This is a genomic window from Streptomyces parvus (assembly GCF_032121415.1).
Classification (GTDB): domain Bacteria; phylum Actinomycetota; class Actinomycetes; order Streptomycetales; family Streptomycetaceae; genus Streptomyces; species Streptomyces globisporus_A.
This window is the reverse complement of sequence record NZ_CP135079.1, coordinates 710,905-726,223: the sequence shown is the minus strand read 5'-3', so window position 1 is coordinate 726,223 and position 15,319 is coordinate 710,905. Positions and strand designations below refer to the sequence as shown.

Genomic DNA, 15,319 nt, shown 5'->3' with positions numbered 1-15,319 from the left:
CCGTACGGAAGCTCTCAGGCGGCCTTCACCACGCGGCCGGCTGCCAGCGGCCGGTGCGGGGCGATGATCTGCCCGTCGGGCAGCAGTTCGCCGGTGTCCTCGAAGAGCAGGACGCCGTTGCACAGGAGGCTCCACCCCTGTTCGGGGTGGTGGGCCGTCAGGCGGGCGGCCTCCCGGTCGGGCGAATCGGCGGTGGGGCAGGGTGGCTGGTGCTGGCACATGGATGGGTTCTTTCGCTGCGTCGAGTCGAGTGTCCTGCGGCTGGATGAGTTCTTCATGGCCGCCCCCGTATCAGTCGGTCCGGTCCCAGTGTTGCCCTACGGGGAAGAATCCGCAGGGATTTCGCTGCAGCACCCGTACTCCTCCCATGACGCGTCACCCGCGCGGACGGTTCACCGCAACTGCACTGTCCCTTTGGGTGGTTCGGGGTGGCCGGATGGGACTAGTCCGAACGGGCAGCACAGCGCCCCCGCGGCGGCCCCTCGCCGCTGCCCGGTGGTGCGGGACGGATCGGGGCCGCCGCGGGGGCGCTGTGCCCGGGCCCTGCCGACGCCGGTCAGGCCGAGCTGAGGAGTGGCCCCGGGGCCACCCGCATCGAGATGACGGGCAGCAGGTCGGCGACCCGGTGCGGGCGGTGGGCCGCGATGCCCGGGGGGGCCGGCGCCAGGGGCACCAGGACGTCCGTCGGCGCGAGCACCCCGCCGGAGGGATCGGCCTCGGTGTCGCCGTGCAGCCACAGGGTGAGCATGTACAGCTCCGGGATGGACAGGAGCCGCGCCTGGCAGCCGGTGGCCGACGCCTCCGCCTGCCGGACGGCCAGCTCGGTCGAGGCGAGGTAGGGGCCCTCGAAGAAGTGCGAGAACGTCCAGCCGTCGGGGGTGAGCACGGTGTCCGCCGCGGCGACCGCGCGGCCCTCGCTCCGGATCAGGAAACGCCAGGCCGCCAGGCGTGTCAGCGGCGCCGTGCCGGAGGGCGCGATCCGGTCCAGCACATGCACGGGAAGCGGTAGTTCGGGGCTCAGCGGTCCCTGGACGGACCGGAGAGCGGAGGTTCGGGCTTCGCGGACGGCGGTGGGAGAACCGAGGGCCGCGAGAACGCTGCGCAGGGCGGGCGCGGGAGCCGAGGGGACATGCAGCGGCATGGTGGGTCGCCTCTCACTTCGGAGACACGGTGGAGCTTGGGCGGGTGCAGACGGCGCTGTCGGCGTGCGGGCCAGAAGAGGCCGGCGACGGGCGAGTCGTATCTACTCTCTGCCTCGTTGAGCGGAGTTTATATGACGCGTGTTCACACAGTGTTTCCGCTAGCAGTCCGGGATATGCGCCGCAAGGCGTCATCCGGCCTTCAAATCGCGGTATTCCTGGGGATTTGATCTGCCGCGGTCGGTTGCGACCTGGCACCCTTCCGGTGGCACGGACGGCCGAAACTCGTCCGTGTTTTCACCACGCATGGACCAGTCGGCAATGCCCCGTGCCGCATGCCGTGGGAATGTGCCCCCGGTCTCCTGCAACCAGACTACCGGGTCTCGGAGGCCCGTGGGGGCGTTACGGATCACTCTCGCGGGGCATTATCGATCGTGATGCGAGCGGCCTGGACCGCGGGCCGCCCACTGGAGGAGGGACCCCTCGATGGGGGAGAAGGTCGTGGCGGGAGCCTTTGACCTGTCCGATCGACAGGCGTACCGGACGAAGCTCAACCGGTGCCTGGAGGGGCTGGAGAGGCTTCTGGAGGAGCGGAGGTTCGACCGTCCGCGGAACTTGATGGGGCTGGAGATAGAGCTGAATCTCGCGGGTTCCGACGGGATGCCGCGCATGATGAATCAGCAAGTGCTCCAGCGCATCGCGAGCCGGGATTTCCAGACCGAACTGGGGATGTTCAATCTCGAAGTGAATATCGTCCCGCACCGCCTCGGCGGCCGGGTATTCGATCAGCTCTCGGAGGAGTTGCGGACCGGCCTCGCCTATGCGCACCGGAAGGCGGGGGAGGTGGACGCGGGGATCGTGATGATCGGAATCCTGCCCACCCTGGGGGAGCACGACGTGGTGTCCGCGAATCTCTCGGACGTGGACCGCTACACCCTGCTCAACGATCAAATGGCGGCCGCCCGGGGGGAGGATTTCGCCCTGGATATCGAAGGCGTCGAGCGGTTGGTCTGCACCTCTCCCTCGATCGCCCCGGAATCGGCCTGCACCTCGGTCCAGCTGCACCTCCAGGTGACGCCGGGCCGGTTCGCCGACGTCTGGAACGCCGCCCAGGCGATCACCGGCGTCCAGATCGCGCTGGGCGCCAACGCCCCGTTCCTGTTCGGCAAGGAGCTGTGGCGCGAGTCCCGGCCGCCCCTGTTCCAGCAGGCCACCGACGTACGGCCGCCGGAGCTGGCGAACCAGGGCGTACGCCCCAGAACCTGGTTCGGGGAGCGCTGGATCGGCTCCGCGCACGAGCTGTTCGAGGAGAACCTGCGGTACTTCCCACCGCTCCTGCCGATCTGTGACGACGAGGACCCCCTGAAGGTGCTCGACGAAGGCGGAGTGCCCGAGCTGGGCGAGCTGGTGCTGCACAACGGCACCGTCTACCGCTGGAACCGCCCGGTGTACGGGATCGCCGACGGCGTTCCCCATCTGCGGGTGGAGAACCGCGTCCTGCCCGCAGGCCCGACGGTCACCGACGTGATCGCCAACGCCGCGTTCTACTACGGGCTCGTGCGGGCGCTCGCCGAGGAGTCCCGGCCGGTGTGGACCCGGCTGCCGTTCGAGGCCGCCGAGGAGAATTTCACCGAGGCCTGCCGGCACGGCATCGAGGCCGAGATGCTCTGGCCCCGGCCGGGCCGCTCCGGCGGACTGGCCAGGATCCCCGCCGTACAGCTGGTTCTGGAGGAGCTGCTGCCGCTGGCCGCCGCCGGTCTGGACGCCTGGCACATCGAGCCCGCGGACCGGGACCGCTATCTCGGCGTGATCGAGGAGCGGTGCAAGCGGCGCGTCAACGGGGCCTCCTGGCAGGTCGCCACGTACGACCGGGCCCTGGAGGCCGGGCTCGGTCGGGAGGCGGCCCTCGCGGCCATGACGCGGCGCTACGCCGAGCTGATGCACGCAGGGGAGCCGGTGCACACCTGGCCGGTGGGGTTCCCGGCGCCCTGAGGGCGGTCGTACGCGAGGGAGTGGCGGGACCGGCTCGCGGCCCGTCACTCCTGGACGGCGCGGCCGTTCTGCCCCGCCGCCATGATGTCCTGGAAGTCGGGTTCCTTTCTCCCTGCCGCGAGGGCCTCGGCGAGCTTGTGCGCATCGCGGGCCAGCACCTCCACCACGAGGCAGCGGCCGTCGGCCTTCACCTCGTCCGCGCCGGCCTGCTCGGCTATGGAGCGTACGGCGGGGGCGATGTCCGGGGACGCGACCACGGACAGGTGCATCGCGGAGTCCTTCGCAGGACTCGGGGAACGACAACAGGCCGCCCTTGGCCGCGACAGCCGTACCCGTCGCCACGGCGAGGACGAGCAGGGTGGCGACCGCGACCGTACGGCGCCGACGCAGGGTGCTCGGGCGGCCCGGCGTCCCCCCGCCGCGTTGCTGTCGGGCAAGCTATGACGTCCCATGTCGGTGGTACCCCTCCTTGAGGATCGAACAAGGAGGGCAGGTGTGCAGGTGGAGGCCGGGCGCGTGGCTGATTCTTATCCTCAAGAGGTCGTGTCACGACGGATCTTGCGGTCCGAGGTGGTGCTGGTCCTGGCGCTCTCCCTGGGGGCCAGCGCACTGTCGGCCCTCATCAGTTTTGTCGGATCCCTGACGAAACCGGGAGGATTGAAGGATCAGGCGGCGACGCTCAACGGCTCGTACGCTCCGGGCCGTCCATGGCTTGATCTGGCCTGGCAAATGTTCGGGATCGCAACGGCTCTGGTGCCGGTCGCGCTGGTCGCGCATCTGCTGATCCGGGAGGGGGCGGGCCTGCGGGCCGTCGGCTTCGACCGGACCAGGCCCTGGTTCGACCTCGGCCGGGGAACCCTCGTCGCGGCCGGCATCGGCAGTGCCGGCCTCGCCTTCTACCTCGTGGCCCGCGCCACCGGGTTCAACCTGACGGTCGTTCCCGAATCCCTGCCCGACGTCTGGTGGAAGTTCCCCGTACTGATCCTCTCGGCGATCCAGAACTCCGTGGTGGAGGAGGTCATCGTCGTCGGGTATCTGCTGCGAAGGCTCGGGCAGTTGGGCTGGACACCGATGGCCGCCCTGGTGACCAGCTCCGTCCTGCGCGGGTCGTACCACCTCTATCAGGGGATCGGAGGCTTCATCGGCAACGTGGTGATGGGCGTCGTCTTCGTGCTGCTCTACCGGCGCTGGAGCCGGGTGGGCCCGCTGGTCGTCGCGCACGCGCTCCTGGACATCGGGGCGTTCGTCGGGTACGCGCTGCTCGCGGGCCGGGTGGACTGGCTGCCGACGCCTTGAGCGCGAGGGCGGACGGTGCGGCCGTCGCCCCGTCCGCCGCGGTGGACGGGCGCGCTCGTCGGACGTGGTCGGCGTCGTCAGAGCGTGGTGAGCAGGTCGCCGTCGATCACCGTGACCGCGGTGCCGGTCAGCAGGGTGCGCTCACCGCGCAGCGCGGTGCGGACCAGCCCCGGGCGGGCCGACGCCTGGAGCCCGGTGAGGTCGTCGCGGCCGAGGCGGGCGGACCAGAAGGGGGCCAGCGCGGTGTGGGCGCTACCGGTGACCGGGTCCTCGTCGACGCCGACGCCCGGGAAGAAGCCGCGCGAGACGTAGTCGTAGCCCCGGCCGGGGTCCTCGGCCGCGGCGGTGGCGATGACGCCGCGCCGGGAGTGGGCCGCCAGGGCGGCGAAGTCCGGGGCGAGCGCCCGTACGGTCGCCTCGTCGCGGAGCTCGACGAGCAGGTCACCGATGTGCTCGCCGGTTCCGTGCACCGAGACGGGGTCGCCTCCGAGGGCGTCGGCGAGTCCGTACGGCACCGGCTCCTCGGACAGCGGGGCGGTGGGGAAGTCGAGGGTGAGGCTGCCGTCCGGGTGGGCGGTCGCGCTCAGGATCCCGCAGCGGGCGGTGAAACGCACCGGGCCGGTGGCCAGGCCGGTGGTGTGCAGGACGTGGGCGGTGGCGAGCGTCGCGTGTCCGCACATGTCGACCTCGGCGACCGGGGTGAACCAGCGCAGCGCCCAGTCGGCCGTGGCGCCCGGCGGCAGCGGATGGGCGAAGGCCGTCTCGGAGAGGTTGAGCTCGGCGGCGATCTCCTGAAGGCGTTCGGCGGCCGGGAACGCCCCGCCCTCCAGCAGGAGCACACCGGCGGGGTTGCCGGAGAAGGGGCGGTCGGTGAACGCGTCGACGATGCGAATCCTCATACGCCGACCGTAGAGCGCCCGAGCGGAGACCGGCCAAGGCCAATTCGCGGTGTCTGGCTCCTGGGCCTCCGGCGGCTCCGAGCCGGCCGGCGCCTCAGGGGCAGGAGGCGCCGCCGTTGCGGTGGGGGAGAACCTCACAACGCTCGTGCCGGTCCGGCGGCGAGGCCGTGTCAGTCGACGGCGGTGCCCTCCAGCTCGACCATCAGCCCGGGGAGCGCCAGCCGTGTCACCCCGAGCATCGTGCTGGCCGGCGCCGCCCCGGCCGCGCCCAGCCGTCCTGCCAGCGCGCCGTAGTGCTGGAAGAGCAGATCGACGTCGGTCGTGTGGACGTTGAGCCGGACGAGGTTCGCGAGGGACATGCCGGCCTCGGCCAGCACGGCCTCCAGATTGTCGACGCTCAGCGCCAACTGGGCCGCCATGTCACCGGCGTGCTGGGGCTTGCCGTCGCCGCCCGTCGCGGTCTGCCCCGCGATGTACAGGGTCCGGGACTGCCCGGAGACGAGTTCGCCCTGGTTGAAGCCCAGATCCACCGACCAGGTCACCGGGTTGACGGCCGTTCGTTCCACTGCCACTTCAGCTCCATCCGATCGCGAGGGGTAGGGGGGCCATCGGCCCGGCAGCCGCCGGCTCCGACGTCGTGCGGAGAGCCTTCCGGCAAATGACGACACCGTTGGTCAGGTATGTCGTTAGGGTTCCCGCATGCGCGCCGACCGACTGGTCTCGCTGGTCCTGCTGTTGCGCCAGCGCGGCCGGATGACCGCTGACACCCTGGCCCGCGAGCTGGAGGTGTCCACCCGCACGGTGCTGCGTGACATCGAGGCGCTGTCCTCGGCCGGCGTCCCCGTCTACGCCGAACGCGGCCGGTACGGCGGGTTCGCGCCGCTGCCCGGCTTCCGGACCGAGCTCACCGGGCTGAACCACGACGAGGCCCTCGCCCTGCTGGCCGCCGGATCGGGGCGCGGGGAGCAGGTGTTCGGCCTCGGGGCGGCGCTCGCCTCAGCCATGCGGAAGGTGGTCGACGCGCTGCCCGAGAGTCATCAGGCCGCCGCGGGCGACGCGGCCCAGCGGTTCCTCGTCGACCCGGAGACCGATCTGCTCTCACGCCGCACGGTCACCGACGAGGTGCCCGACGCCACCATGACGGCGGTCCGCCGTGCCGTGCTCACCGGCCACAAGCTGCGTATCCACTACGCGGCCGCGGGCCGGGCGCCGCAGTGGCGCACGGTGGACCCGATCGGCCTGGTGACCGTACGGGACCGGGGTTATCTGCTGGCCACGAGATCCGGCGAGGACCGCACCTACCGGCTGTCGCGCGTGCTCGCGGCCGAGGAACTGCCCGATGCGGCGGAGCGGCCGGACCGCGTCGACCTGGACCGGATCTGGCGGGAGCGCTCCGCGCGGTTCCTCTCCGACGACCACATCACCGCGCTGGTACGGGTGAGCCCGATGCGACGGGAGGAACTGCTGGGCACCGTCCGGGCCGTCCGCGCGGAGGGCCTCGAAGCGGACAGCTGGTCGCGCCTCGAGGTCACCTTCCAGGACGCCCGGCACGCCGAATGGGCGGTGTGGCACCTCGGTACGGACGCGGAAGTCCTGTCTCCGCAGTCCTTGCGCACCGCCCTGCGCGACCGCGCGGCCACGATCGTGGCCCGCTACGCCGACGCGCCCTGAGCCGATCCGGCTGCGCGACCGACAGGTCCCAGCCGACGCCCATGTCGCTCGGCGCGTAGCGCCGCCGCGATGTCGGGACGGCGAGGAACGCGACCTCCGCCCGCGGCCCGGCCGTGCGCGGTACGCGGCGCGGCGTGGCAGGCGGTACGTGACGGGCCCCGCGGGAACGGACCCCGCGGGGCCCGTCACGTACCGTCCGGGCGTGGATCACGGGGTCACGAGCCCGCCGAGCTTGCGCAGCGACTCCTGGAGCGCCGCCGTCGCGGAGTCCGTGAGCCTGCCGCCCATCAGCGAGACCGCCGCGCCCGTGAACTCCCCGTCGATGCGGACCGTCGTGGCCTCGCCCTCCGGGGTCAGCGAGTACCGCATGGCCAGGTCGACCCCCATCGGGCCCTTGCCCCGGGTCGCCAGCAGGCGGCCCTGCTCCAGGGCGTCGACCGTCCAGGCCACCTCGGCCGGGAAGCCCATGAGCTTCATGTTCTCCTCTTAGGCGGCCCCGAGTTTCAGCTCGGCCGGCCCGCCCCCGGGGAAGCTGGTGTGGGTGGCGTTCCACTCCCCGTACGACGAGTGGTCCGCCAGGCGGTCCCAGACCTTCCCGGCGGGTGCCTCGATCCGTGCCTCGGCGCTGACTTCGGCCATGCGGCCACCCCTGGTTCGTCCGGTATCGGTGTCGCGGAACGTAGCGGGGGCCGCTCCCACCTTCAATACTGATGAATCGTCAGATCTGCTGGGGCTGTCGGTGCCGCCAGATCACCGCGGCGTCGAAGCGGTCCGACGCGCGGGGGTGGGGTCCGTCGTCGTGGCAGTGGAAGGCCGTCCAGAAGACATCTGCGGGCAGGGCGTCGGCGGGTGCGTACACGCGGTAGACGTACTGCAGCCCGTCCTGGGCGAGCAGGGCGACCATCCAGAACACCCGTTCCTCCCCTCCCGTCCCCGCTGTGTGCGTTGTGGCGTGAGGGACGTGCGCGCGGGGGTCCGCGGTTGCCGACGGGGCGCGCGATGCAAGGCGGCGCGCGCCCCGGAGGCCGCATGGATGCGTCCCCCGGCACGATCTCATCCGCAAGGATGACGGACCGCTCTACCGTCCCCAACTTCGGTGGGATGCTCAATGGGCCGCTCCGGCGATGCCTTTCGGCTCCCGGACTGATGGGGTAGAGGGGTGCAAAACCGGACGCCGCGGATCCCTGAGCAGCCCGCACCGAACCATCCCGGACCCGATGCCGGCTTCACCGACGAACTGGCAGCGGTGCTGACCGGTGCGCGCAGGCGTGCGCTGCGGGACGGGGACCGCCAGATCGACACCGCCCACCTCCTGCACTCGCTGATCGAGACGGACCGCGAGGTCCGTGAGGCCTTCGACGGCGGGCCGCAGCTCGCCAGGGTGCTCGGTTATCTCGTCCAGCGCAGCATCGGTTACGGGCTCCGCTGGCAGGGCTCCGTCGAGGACTCCGGGGCCGTTCCCGTGGTGCGCGCCCCGGCCGCCGACGGCTGGTCGCCCTCGGCGCTGGCCGCGCTGGACGACGCGCTGTACCGCGCGGCGTCGCGCGGCGAGGACCGGGCCGCCGGTCTCGACCTGCTCGCCGCGCTGGCCGCCGACGCCGAGTCGCGCGCGGTGGAAGTGCTCACCCGCGGGGGTGTGGACGCCCGATGGCTGGCCGATCGCGTGGCGGGCGTGCTCGCGGCCGGGGAGTCGCGGCGCGGTTGAGGTGCCCCTGGTGCCCGCCCCCGGGGGCGTCGTCTCGACAGGTGTCACGAGGGTGACGGTGCTGTCGACTGCTGCCATGATGTGCCGATGCACGCGTCTTCGAGGTTTCAGGGCAGAAGCGCCGGGCTGGGTCTCGCCCTGCTCTCCGCCTTTGCGTTCGGCGGTTCGGGAGTGGCGGCCAAGCCGCTGATCGAGGCGGGGCTCGACCCGCTCCACGTGGTCTGGCTGCGCGTCGCGGGCGCCGCCGTCATCATGCTGCCGGTCGCCTGGCGCCACCGGAACCTCGTACGGGAACGCCCCGCCCTGCTCGCCGGGTTCGGCCTCTTCGCGGTGGCCGGGGTCCAGGCGTTCTACTTCGCCTCGATCTCCCGTATCCCGGTCGGGGTGGCGCTCCTGGTCGAATATCTCGCGCCCGCGCTGGTTCTCGGCTGGGTCCGCTTCGTGCAGCGCAGGCCCGTCACCCGGGCCGCCGCCGTCGGTGTGGTGCTGGCCGTCGGCGGACTCGCGTGTGTCGTCGAGGTCTGGGCCGGGCTCGGCTTCGACCTCCTCGGACTGCTGCTCGCCCTCGGCGCCGCCTGTTGCCAGGTGGGGTACTTCGTCCTGTCCGACCACGGCGGGCAGGACGGCCGCTCCGAGGACGGTGAGGGCGAGCGGGCCGAGCCCCCGCACCCCGTCGGCGTCATCGCGTACGGGCTGATCGTCGGCGCGGCCGTCCTCACGGCCGTCGCCCGCCCCTGGGGCATGGACTGGGCGCTGCTCGGCGGCAGCGCGGGCATGAACGGCGACGAGGTCCCCGCCTGGCTGCTGCTCGGCTGGATCGTGCTGCTCGCCACCGTCCTCGCGTACGTCACCGGGGTCGTCTCGGTCCGGATGCTCTCGCCGCAGGTGGCCGGGGTCGTCGCCTGCCTCGAAGCGGTCATCGCCACCGGGCTGGCCTGGGTGCTCCTGGGCGAGCATCTCTCCGCGCCGCAGCTCATCGGTGGATTCGTCGTGCTGACCGGTGCGTTCATCGCCCAGTCCGCCGCCCCGAAGCCCCCCTCGGGTCCGGTAGCCGCCGGGGCCGGCACCGGGGCGGTGTCCGGGCCGGTCGAGGGCGAGTTGTCCCACGGCCGGGCCCCGCATTAGTGTGCGGACCATGCATCTGACTGTGCTGCCGCCGCCTGCCGCCTAGCGCGCGCGGCCACTCCCGACGAAGACCGGGCTCGGGCAGTCCCCGAGCGGTTCGTCGCTGCCCGCGTGCGGAGCCGAGCGACCCGTCACCCCTGTCTCCCGCTGGAGAAGTCATATGCCCTTCCCTGTCGCATCCGCGCTGCCCGTCGGGCGGAGCCTGCTGTACCTCGTCATCGCCGGAGTCGCCTGGGGCACCGCCGGTGCGGCCGCGTCCCTGATCTTCCGGGTCAGCGATCTCGGTCCACTCGCCCTGTCCTTCTGGCGCTGCGCGGGCGGTCTCGTCCTGCTCGCCGGGGCGCTCGCGCTGCGCCCCCGCCGCGCGCCCCGGGAGCCCGAACCCCGGCGTCGCCGGCTGCTCCGCATCCTCGGAACCGGTGTCGGGCTCACCGTGTTCCAGAGCGCGTACTTCGCTGCGGTCGAGGTCACGGGTCTCGCCGTCGGCACCGTCGTGACGCTCGGCGCCGGACCCGTCCTGATCGCCGTCGGGGCGCGTGTGCTGCTGGGCGAACGCCTCGGCCGGGGCGGCCTCGCCGCCGTGACCGGGGCGCTGACCGGACTCGCCGTGCTGGTCCTGGGCGGCGAGGGCGGCGACGTCGTACCGGCCGGGGTGCTGCTCGCGCTGCTGTCCGCCTCCGGGTACGCGGCGATCACCCTGCTCACCCGGTGGCTCGGGCGGGAGGGCGGCGGCGGTGACGCGCTGACCACCAGCGCCTGGGCGTTCGGCATCGGAGCGGTGGGCCTGCTGCCCATGGCCCTGGCCGAGGGGCTGGTGCCGCACACCGCCGAGACCGGGCAGGTGCTGTGGCTGATCGTCTATGTGGCGGCGGTCCCCACCGCCCTCGCCTACGCGCTGTACTTCGCCGGAGCGGCCGCCGTCCGGGCGGCCACCGTCTCCGTGATCATGCTCCTGGAACCGGTGAGCGCGGCCGTCATCGCGGTGACCGTCCTCCGGGAGCGGCTGACGGCTGCCACGGTCCTCGGCACGCTGCTCCTGCTGGCCGCCGTGGCCGGACTGGCCCTCGCCGAGGCGCGCGGCGCGGCGCTCGCCCGCCGGAAGGAGCCCGTGGCGGTGTGACGGGCCCGGCCGGAGCCGGATGAGGTCGGCGGCAGCCTCCCAACCCGTGACGGCCGGCCTTCAGCCTCGTGCCCCCGTTGCGGCCGGCCTCCGCCGACGTGCCCCGTCGCTGCCGCCCTCCGCCGTTTCTCGTGGCGGCCCGGTCCTCGCCCTCGTCAGAGCGCTGACAGGTAGTCCGGTACGCCGACGGCCGGGTCCAGGTCGTCCGCCGGGACCGGCGGGGCGTAGCCCCGGGTGAGCGGGACGATGCCGGTCCAGTGCGGGAGGGCGCCGTCCTCGGGCTCGTCGTTGGGGCCGCCGGTGCGGACCTTCGCGGACACCTCGTTCAGGTCCAGCCGGATCACCGCGGTCGCGGCCAGCTCCTTGCCGTTGGCGGGGCGGGAGTCCTGGGAGCGGCCGGGCACCACCTGGTCCACGATCGCGTCCAGAGCGAGCCGCAGCTCCTCGGGGTCGGTCACCGTCACGGCCGTGCCGTGCACCACCACCGAGCGGTAGTTCATCGAGTGGTGGAAGGCGGACCGGGCCAGCACGAGGGCGTCGACATGGGTGACCGTCAGACAGACCGGCAGCCCCGGATCCGTGCTCTTCGCCGCCCGCAGCGGCCGCGAGCCCGTCGAGCCGTGGACGTACAGCCGCTCGCCTATCCGGCCGAAGAGGGTCGGCAGGACGACCGGGGCACCGTCGCGCACGAAGCCCAGATGGCAGAGGTAGGCCTCGTCGAGGATCGAGTGGACCAGCTCCCGGTCGTAGGAGGCGCGGTCCCGGGACCGGGTGGGGACCGTGCGGTCGGTGGGCAGGTAGGGGGCGGCGACGCCGTCCGGGACAGCGGATTCCGGGGTGTCGGAACCCGTGCCTTCGGGCGCTGCGGTGTGCTGCATGGCGATCTCCATTGCACTAGTGCATAATGTTGTTTGTGCTAGGAGAGTATCGGATCAGTGGGCGGCGTGCATCGGAGATTGCCGCCAGCGTCGAGCGCGGGGTCGGCTCCGGAGACCTCCCGCCGGGCCATGTGCTGCCTCCCATGCGGGAGTTGGCCGCGCGTCTGGAGGTCAACCCCAACACCGTGGCGGCCGCCTACCGGACGCTGCGCGAACGCGGGGTGATCGAGACGGCGGGCCGCCGGGGGAGCCGGGTGCGCGACGCCCCGGCCAGCACCTCGCGCGGCTCCTTGCGGATCGAGGCGCCGCCGGGCGTCCGGGACCTCGGCGAGGGCAATCCCGATCCGGAGCTGCTGCCCGACCTCGGGCCGGCGCTCGCCGTGGCCGCCGCCGCTGATGCGGAGAGCCGCGGTCTGTACGGGCAGCCCCCGGTGGTCCCGGAGTTCGCCGCGTACGCCCGTGCCGCGCTGGAGGCGGACGGGGTCCCCGCAGGGCCGGTCGCCGTGACGTCCGGTGCCCTGGACGCGGTCGAGCGGGTTCTCGCGGCGCACCTCAGGCCGGGCGACACGGTGGCCGTCGAGGACCCCGGGTGGGGCAGCGTGCTCGACCTGGTGCCGGCGCTCGGGCTCCGTGCCGTACCGGTCGGCGTGGACGACTCCGGCCCTCTGGCCGCGGATGTGGAGCGGGCGCTGCGGGCCGGGGCGCGGGCCCTCATCGTCACGTGCCGGGCGCAGAACCCGACCGGTGCGTCGGTGGACTCCCGGCGGGCCCGGGAACTGCGCGCGGTCCTCGCCCGCCACCCGGACGTGCTGCTGATCGAGGACGACCACGGGCACGCCATCGTCGACCTGCCGCTGCATCCGCTGGCCGGGGCGACGGTCCACTGGGCGTTCATCCGCTCGGCGGCCAAGGCGTACGGGCCGGATCTGCGGGTCGCCACGCTCACCGGGGACGCCGTCACCGTGGACCGGGTGGAGGGGCGGCAGCGACTCGGGCCCGGCTGGGTCAGCGGACTGCTCCAGCGCGCCGTGCTCCATCTGTGGACCTCGGGCGCCGTCGACACCCGTACGGTCGCGCGGTCCTACGGGGACCGGCGGGACGCGCTCATCCGGGCGCTGGCGGAGCGCGGTGTCAGTGCCCGGGGCCGTAGCGGGATGAATCTGTGGGTGCCCGTGAGCGACGAGACCGGGGCTGTCGCCCGGCTGCTCCACGCGGGCTGGGCGGCCGCCCCGGGGGCCCGCTTCCGGCTGGACACGCCCCAGGCGGTTCGGCTCACGGTCTCCCCGCTGACCGCGGCGGACATCGGTCCCCTGGCGGACGCGGTGGCCGCCGCCGCGGGGCCGGCGCGGCCGGTCAGCTACGGCTGAGGCGGACGCGCGCCGCGACCGGCGGGCTCGACCGGCGGCAGAACGGGGGCCGGAGCGGCGGGCGAGATGCCCTCCGGGGCCGGGGCGGGGGCCGGGGCGGTGGCGCCGGTCCGGCGGGGGCGGCTCTGGGTGAGTGCCGCCCCGACGAGGACGACCAGCGCCCCGACCGGAGTGTTCCAGCTCAGCTGTTCGCCGAGCAGCGCGACGCCCGCCGCCGTGGCGATCACCGGGATGAAGTACGTGACCAGCTGCGCCGTCGTCGGACCGACCTCCTGGACCAGGCCGTACTGGAGCAGCACCGCGAGGCCCGTGCCCAGCGCCCCCAGGGCCAGGACGGAGAGCGTGGGCAGAAGCGGGAAGGAGGTGGGGGCCGAGGTGAACAGCGGTGTCACCACGGCCAGTTGCACCGTGGCGAGACAGAGCTGGCTGCCCGTCAGCGTCAGCGTCGAGGAGCCGGTCCCGGCCAGGGTGCGGCGGACGTAGATCCACCCGACCGGATAGCAGAACGAGGCGAGCAGGGCCATGCCCGTGCCCGGCAGATCCAGGCCGGAGAAGCCCTGCCATGCGCCCAGCACCGTGAGGACGCCGAGGAAGCCGACGCCCAGGCCGGCCACCCGGCGGCGCGTCGGGCGGTCCTCCGACAGGGCGACCACCGACAGCGCCATGCCCCACAGCGGCGAGGTCGCGTTGCAGATCCCGGCCAGCGTCGAGGGGATCGTCAGTTCCGCGTAGGAGAAGAGCGAGAAGGGCAGCGCGTTGAGGAGCAGTGCCGCGACCGTGAGGTGCCCCCAGGTCCGGGCGGAACGCGGCAGCCGTTCGCGGCGCACCGCCATGGCGGCGACCAGCACCGCCGTACCGGCCAGCAGGCGGCCGAAGGTGACCTGGAACGGGGCGAACCCCTCGGTCCCGACCTTGATCAGCAGAAAGCTGAACCCCCAGATGAGTGAGAGCCCCGCGAACCGGATCCGCCAGTCGAGAGCCGGGCGCCGGGCGGCCGGGGCCCAGGCCGATGCCGTGGGCGCCGCGGAGGGCACGGGCGGAACGGGAGGGGGTGGGGCTGACGCCGGGGCCGTGGACCTCGGCTCGCAGGGAGCGCTCATGGGGTCCAGCCTGACGAAGCAGACGTCGTAGGACAAGCGAATGTTTCTGCGATGAATCGCGTAGCATCGCTTACATGTTGAACCTGGAGCGGCTGCGCACCCTGGACGCCCTCGCCCGGCACGGCTCGGTGAGCGGTGCGGCCGACGGTCTGCACGTCACGACATCGGCGGTCTCGCAGCAGATGGCCAAGCTGGAGCGCGAGGTGGGGCAGCGGCTGCTCGCCAAGAACGGTCGCGGTGTCCGCCTCACCGACGCCGGCCGGCTGCTCGCGGACCACGCCGCGCGGATCCTGTCGCAGGTGGAGCTCGCCCAGTCCGACATCGAGGCCCAGCGAGGAGAAGTCGTCGGCGAGGTGAGGATCTGCGCCTTCCCGACCGCGGCCCGGGGGCTGTTCCCCGCGACGCTCACCTCCCTGCGCGCGGACCACCCCGATCTCACCGTCCGTACCCGGGAGCTGGAGCCCGAGCAGGGGCTGCGCGCGGTCTTCCGCGGAGACATCGACCTGGCCGTCGTGCTCGACTGGAGCAATAAGCGACTGCCCGTGCCCGGTGGGCTGACCAAGGCCGAACTCCTCGACGACGCACCGGACATCGCCATGCCCGTCGGGCATCCGCTGGCCGGCCGCGACGAGGTGGACCTGGAGGACTTCGCGGACGACCCGTGGGTGTCCTGGCCCGAGGGTGAATTCTGTTACGACTGGTTGATGTTCACCCTGCGCTCTCGGGGCATCGAGCCGCGCATCGCCCACCTGGCCGGTGAGCACCACACACAACTCGCCCTGATCGCGGCCGGGTTCGGCGTCTGCGTGGCCCCGCGGCTGGGGCGCGGCCCGGTTCCCGACGGGGTGCGCCTGGTACCGGTGCGGCAGACCATGCGGCGGCACGTCCACGCGGTCTGGCGCACGGACGCGGACCGCCGCCCGTCGGTCCGGGCCGCGGTGGCGGCGCTGCGCGCGGCGGGTGCGGGCGTGGCGGCCGGTGGCGGGTAAGCCTCCGGCGGCGGGCCCGAAGGGCAGCGGCCCCCGGG

General features: G+C 73.0%; 15 protein-coding genes and 2 pseudogenes. 8 read left to right on the top strand and 9 right to left on the bottom strand.

The window, feature by feature from the left end:
* Positions 1–14: 14 nt before the first annotated feature.
* Positions 15–221: a DUF5999 family protein gene (locus RNL97_RS04335; RefSeq protein ID WP_007452228.1), complete on the bottom strand. Its 207-nt coding sequence runs from the start codon at positions 219–221 to the stop codon at positions 15–17.
* Positions 222–556: 335 nt separating this feature from the next.
* A complete protein-coding gene (locus RNL97_RS04330) occupies positions 557–1,141 on the bottom strand; it encodes a hypothetical protein (protein ID WP_243313399.1) in 585 nt (194 codons plus the stop codon).
* A gap of 484 nt (positions 1,142–1,625) precedes the next feature.
* Between RNL97_RS04330 and RNL97_RS04325 the strand changes: the two genes are divergently transcribed.
* Positions 1,626–3,131 (top strand): hypothetical protein, encoded by a 1,506-nt coding sequence (locus RNL97_RS04325; protein ID WP_030588188.1) that lies wholly within the window; start codon positions 1,626–1,628, stop codon positions 3,129–3,131.
* An 89-nt stretch (positions 3,132–3,220) separates the two neighbouring features.
* On the opposite strand, the pseudogene RNL97_RS04320 reads toward RNL97_RS04325, so the two are convergent.
* Positions 3,221–3,583, bottom strand: a pseudogene (locus tag RNL97_RS04320) (hypothetical protein); the annotation flags it as partial.
* Between the two features lie 64 nt (positions 3,584–3,647).
* On the opposite strand from RNL97_RS04320, the gene RNL97_RS04315 reads away from it, so the two are divergent.
* Complete coding sequence (locus RNL97_RS04315) at positions 3,648–4,427, top strand: CPBP family intramembrane glutamic endopeptidase (RefSeq protein ID WP_030588194.1); 780 nt, start codon at positions 3,648–3,650, stop codon at positions 4,425–4,427.
* A 77-nt stretch (positions 4,428–4,504) separates the two neighbouring features.
* Here RNL97_RS04315 and RNL97_RS04310 read toward each other — a convergent pair whose 3' ends face one another.
* Both RNL97_RS04310 and RNL97_RS04305 read right to left on the bottom strand, forming a co-directional pair.
* Complete coding sequence (locus RNL97_RS04310; RefSeq protein WP_243313398.1) at positions 4,505–5,326, bottom strand: PhzF family phenazine biosynthesis protein; 822 nt, start codon at positions 5,324–5,326, stop codon at positions 4,505–4,507.
* Between the two features lie 170 nt (positions 5,327–5,496).
* Positions 5,497–5,892 (bottom strand): RidA family protein, encoded by a 396-nt coding sequence (locus RNL97_RS04305; RefSeq protein WP_243316282.1) that lies wholly within the window; start codon positions 5,890–5,892, stop codon positions 5,497–5,499.
* Positions 5,893–6,025: 133 nt separating this feature from the next.
* On the opposite strand from RNL97_RS04305, the gene RNL97_RS04300 reads away from it, so the two are divergent.
* On the top strand, positions 6,026–6,997 hold the full coding sequence (locus RNL97_RS04300; RefSeq protein WP_313750396.1) for a helix-turn-helix transcriptional regulator: 972 nt from the start codon (positions 6,026–6,028) through the stop codon (positions 6,995–6,997).
* Between the two features lie 207 nt (positions 6,998–7,204).
* On the opposite strand, the pseudogene RNL97_RS04295 reads toward RNL97_RS04300, so the two are convergent.
* Both RNL97_RS04295 and RNL97_RS04290 read right to left on the bottom strand, forming a co-directional pair.
* Positions 7,205–7,636: pseudogene (locus RNL97_RS04295) on the bottom strand (type II toxin-antitoxin system Rv0910 family toxin).
* A 79-nt stretch (positions 7,637–7,715) separates the two neighbouring features.
* Positions 7,716–7,910, bottom strand: coding sequence for a hypothetical protein (locus RNL97_RS04290; RefSeq protein ID WP_030588206.1), 195 nt, complete (start codon positions 7,908–7,910; stop codon positions 7,716–7,718).
* Between the two features lie 246 nt (positions 7,911–8,156).
* Between RNL97_RS04290 and RNL97_RS04285 the strand changes: the two genes are divergently transcribed.
* The 3 genes from RNL97_RS04285 to RNL97_RS04275 all read left to right on the top strand — a co-directional run bounded on the left by RNL97_RS04285 (position 8,157) and on the right by RNL97_RS04275 (position 10,947).
* Entirely contained in the window at positions 8,157–8,702 is a 546-nt protein-coding gene (locus RNL97_RS04285) for a Clp protease N-terminal domain-containing protein (protein ID WP_243313392.1), read from the top strand.
* 87 nt (positions 8,703–8,789) lie between these two features.
* Complete coding sequence (locus RNL97_RS04280) at positions 8,790–9,827, top strand: EamA family transporter (RefSeq protein ID WP_030588212.1); 1,038 nt, start codon at positions 8,790–8,792, stop codon at positions 9,825–9,827.
* A gap of 160 nt (positions 9,828–9,987) precedes the next feature.
* The gene (locus RNL97_RS04275; RefSeq protein ID WP_313750395.1) at positions 9,988–10,947 is read left to right on the top strand and encodes a DMT family transporter; all 960 of its coding nucleotides are present in this window, start codon (positions 9,988–9,990) and stop codon (positions 10,945–10,947) included.
* A 155-nt stretch (positions 10,948–11,102) separates the two neighbouring features.
* Here RNL97_RS04275 and RNL97_RS04270 read toward each other — a convergent pair whose 3' ends face one another.
* Positions 11,103–11,825, bottom strand: a complete 723-nt coding sequence (locus RNL97_RS04270) for a pyridoxamine 5'-phosphate oxidase family protein (protein WP_030588218.1) — start codon at positions 11,823–11,825, stop codon at positions 11,103–11,105.
* Positions 11,826–11,860: 35 nt separating this feature from the next.
* Here RNL97_RS04270 and RNL97_RS04265 point away from each other — a divergent pair, with 35 nt between their 5' ends.
* Entirely contained in the window at positions 11,861–13,192 is a 1,332-nt protein-coding gene (locus tag RNL97_RS04265; protein WP_078652111.1) for an aminotransferase class I/II-fold pyridoxal phosphate-dependent enzyme, read from the top strand.
* On the opposite strand, the gene RNL97_RS04260 is transcribed toward RNL97_RS04265, so the two are convergent.
* Positions 13,183–14,292 (bottom strand): DMT family transporter, encoded by a 1,110-nt coding sequence (locus RNL97_RS04260; RefSeq protein WP_313750394.1) that lies wholly within the window; start codon positions 14,290–14,292, stop codon positions 13,183–13,185. The two genes, RNL97_RS04265 and RNL97_RS04260, sit on opposite strands and share 10 nt — an antisense overlap.
* A 74-nt stretch (positions 14,293–14,366) precedes the next feature.
* Here RNL97_RS04260 and RNL97_RS04255 point away from each other — a divergent pair, with 74 nt between their 5' ends.
* Positions 14,367–15,281 (top strand): LysR family transcriptional regulator, encoded by a 915-nt coding sequence (locus RNL97_RS04255; protein WP_313750393.1) that lies wholly within the window; start codon positions 14,367–14,369, stop codon positions 15,279–15,281.
* Positions 15,282–15,319 lie beyond the last annotated feature (38 nt).

What these genes read in the sequence shown, in the direction of transcription:
- RNL97_RS04335 (WP_007452228.1), bottom strand. Translation starts at nt 221, where the DNA reads ATGTGCCAGCACCAGCCACCCTGCCCCACCGCCGATTCGCCCGACCGG.
- RNL97_RS04330 (WP_243313399.1), bottom strand. Translation starts at nt 1,141, where the DNA reads ATGCCGCTGCATGTCCCCTCGGCTCCCGCGCCCGCCCTGCGCAGCGTT.
- RNL97_RS04325 (WP_030588188.1), top strand. Translation starts at nt 1,626, where the DNA reads ATGGGGGAGAAGGTCGTGGCGGGAGCCTTTGACCTGTCCGATCGACAG.
- RNL97_RS04310 (WP_243313398.1), bottom strand. Translation starts at nt 5,326, where the DNA reads ATGAGGATTCGCATCGTCGACGCGTTCACCGACCGCCCCTTCTCCGGC.
- RNL97_RS04300 (WP_313750396.1), top strand. Translation starts at nt 6,026, where the DNA reads ATGCGCGCCGACCGACTGGTCTCGCTGGTCCTGCTGTTGCGCCAGCGC.
- RNL97_RS04280 (WP_030588212.1), top strand. Translation starts at nt 8,790, where the DNA reads ATGCACGCGTCTTCGAGGTTTCAGGGCAGAAGCGCCGGGCTGGGTCTC.
- RNL97_RS04275 (WP_313750395.1), top strand. Translation starts at nt 9,988, where the DNA reads ATGCCCTTCCCTGTCGCATCCGCGCTGCCCGTCGGGCGGAGCCTGCTG.
- RNL97_RS04270 (WP_030588218.1), bottom strand. Translation starts at nt 11,825, where the DNA reads ATGCAGCACACCGCAGCGCCCGAAGGCACGGGTTCCGACACCCCGGAA.
- RNL97_RS04260 (WP_313750394.1), bottom strand. Translation starts at nt 14,292, where the DNA reads ATGAGCGCTCCCTGCGAGCCGAGGTCCACGGCCCCGGCGTCAGCCCCA.
- RNL97_RS04255 (WP_313750393.1), top strand. Translation starts at nt 14,367, where the DNA reads ATGTTGAACCTGGAGCGGCTGCGCACCCTGGACGCCCTCGCCCGGCAC.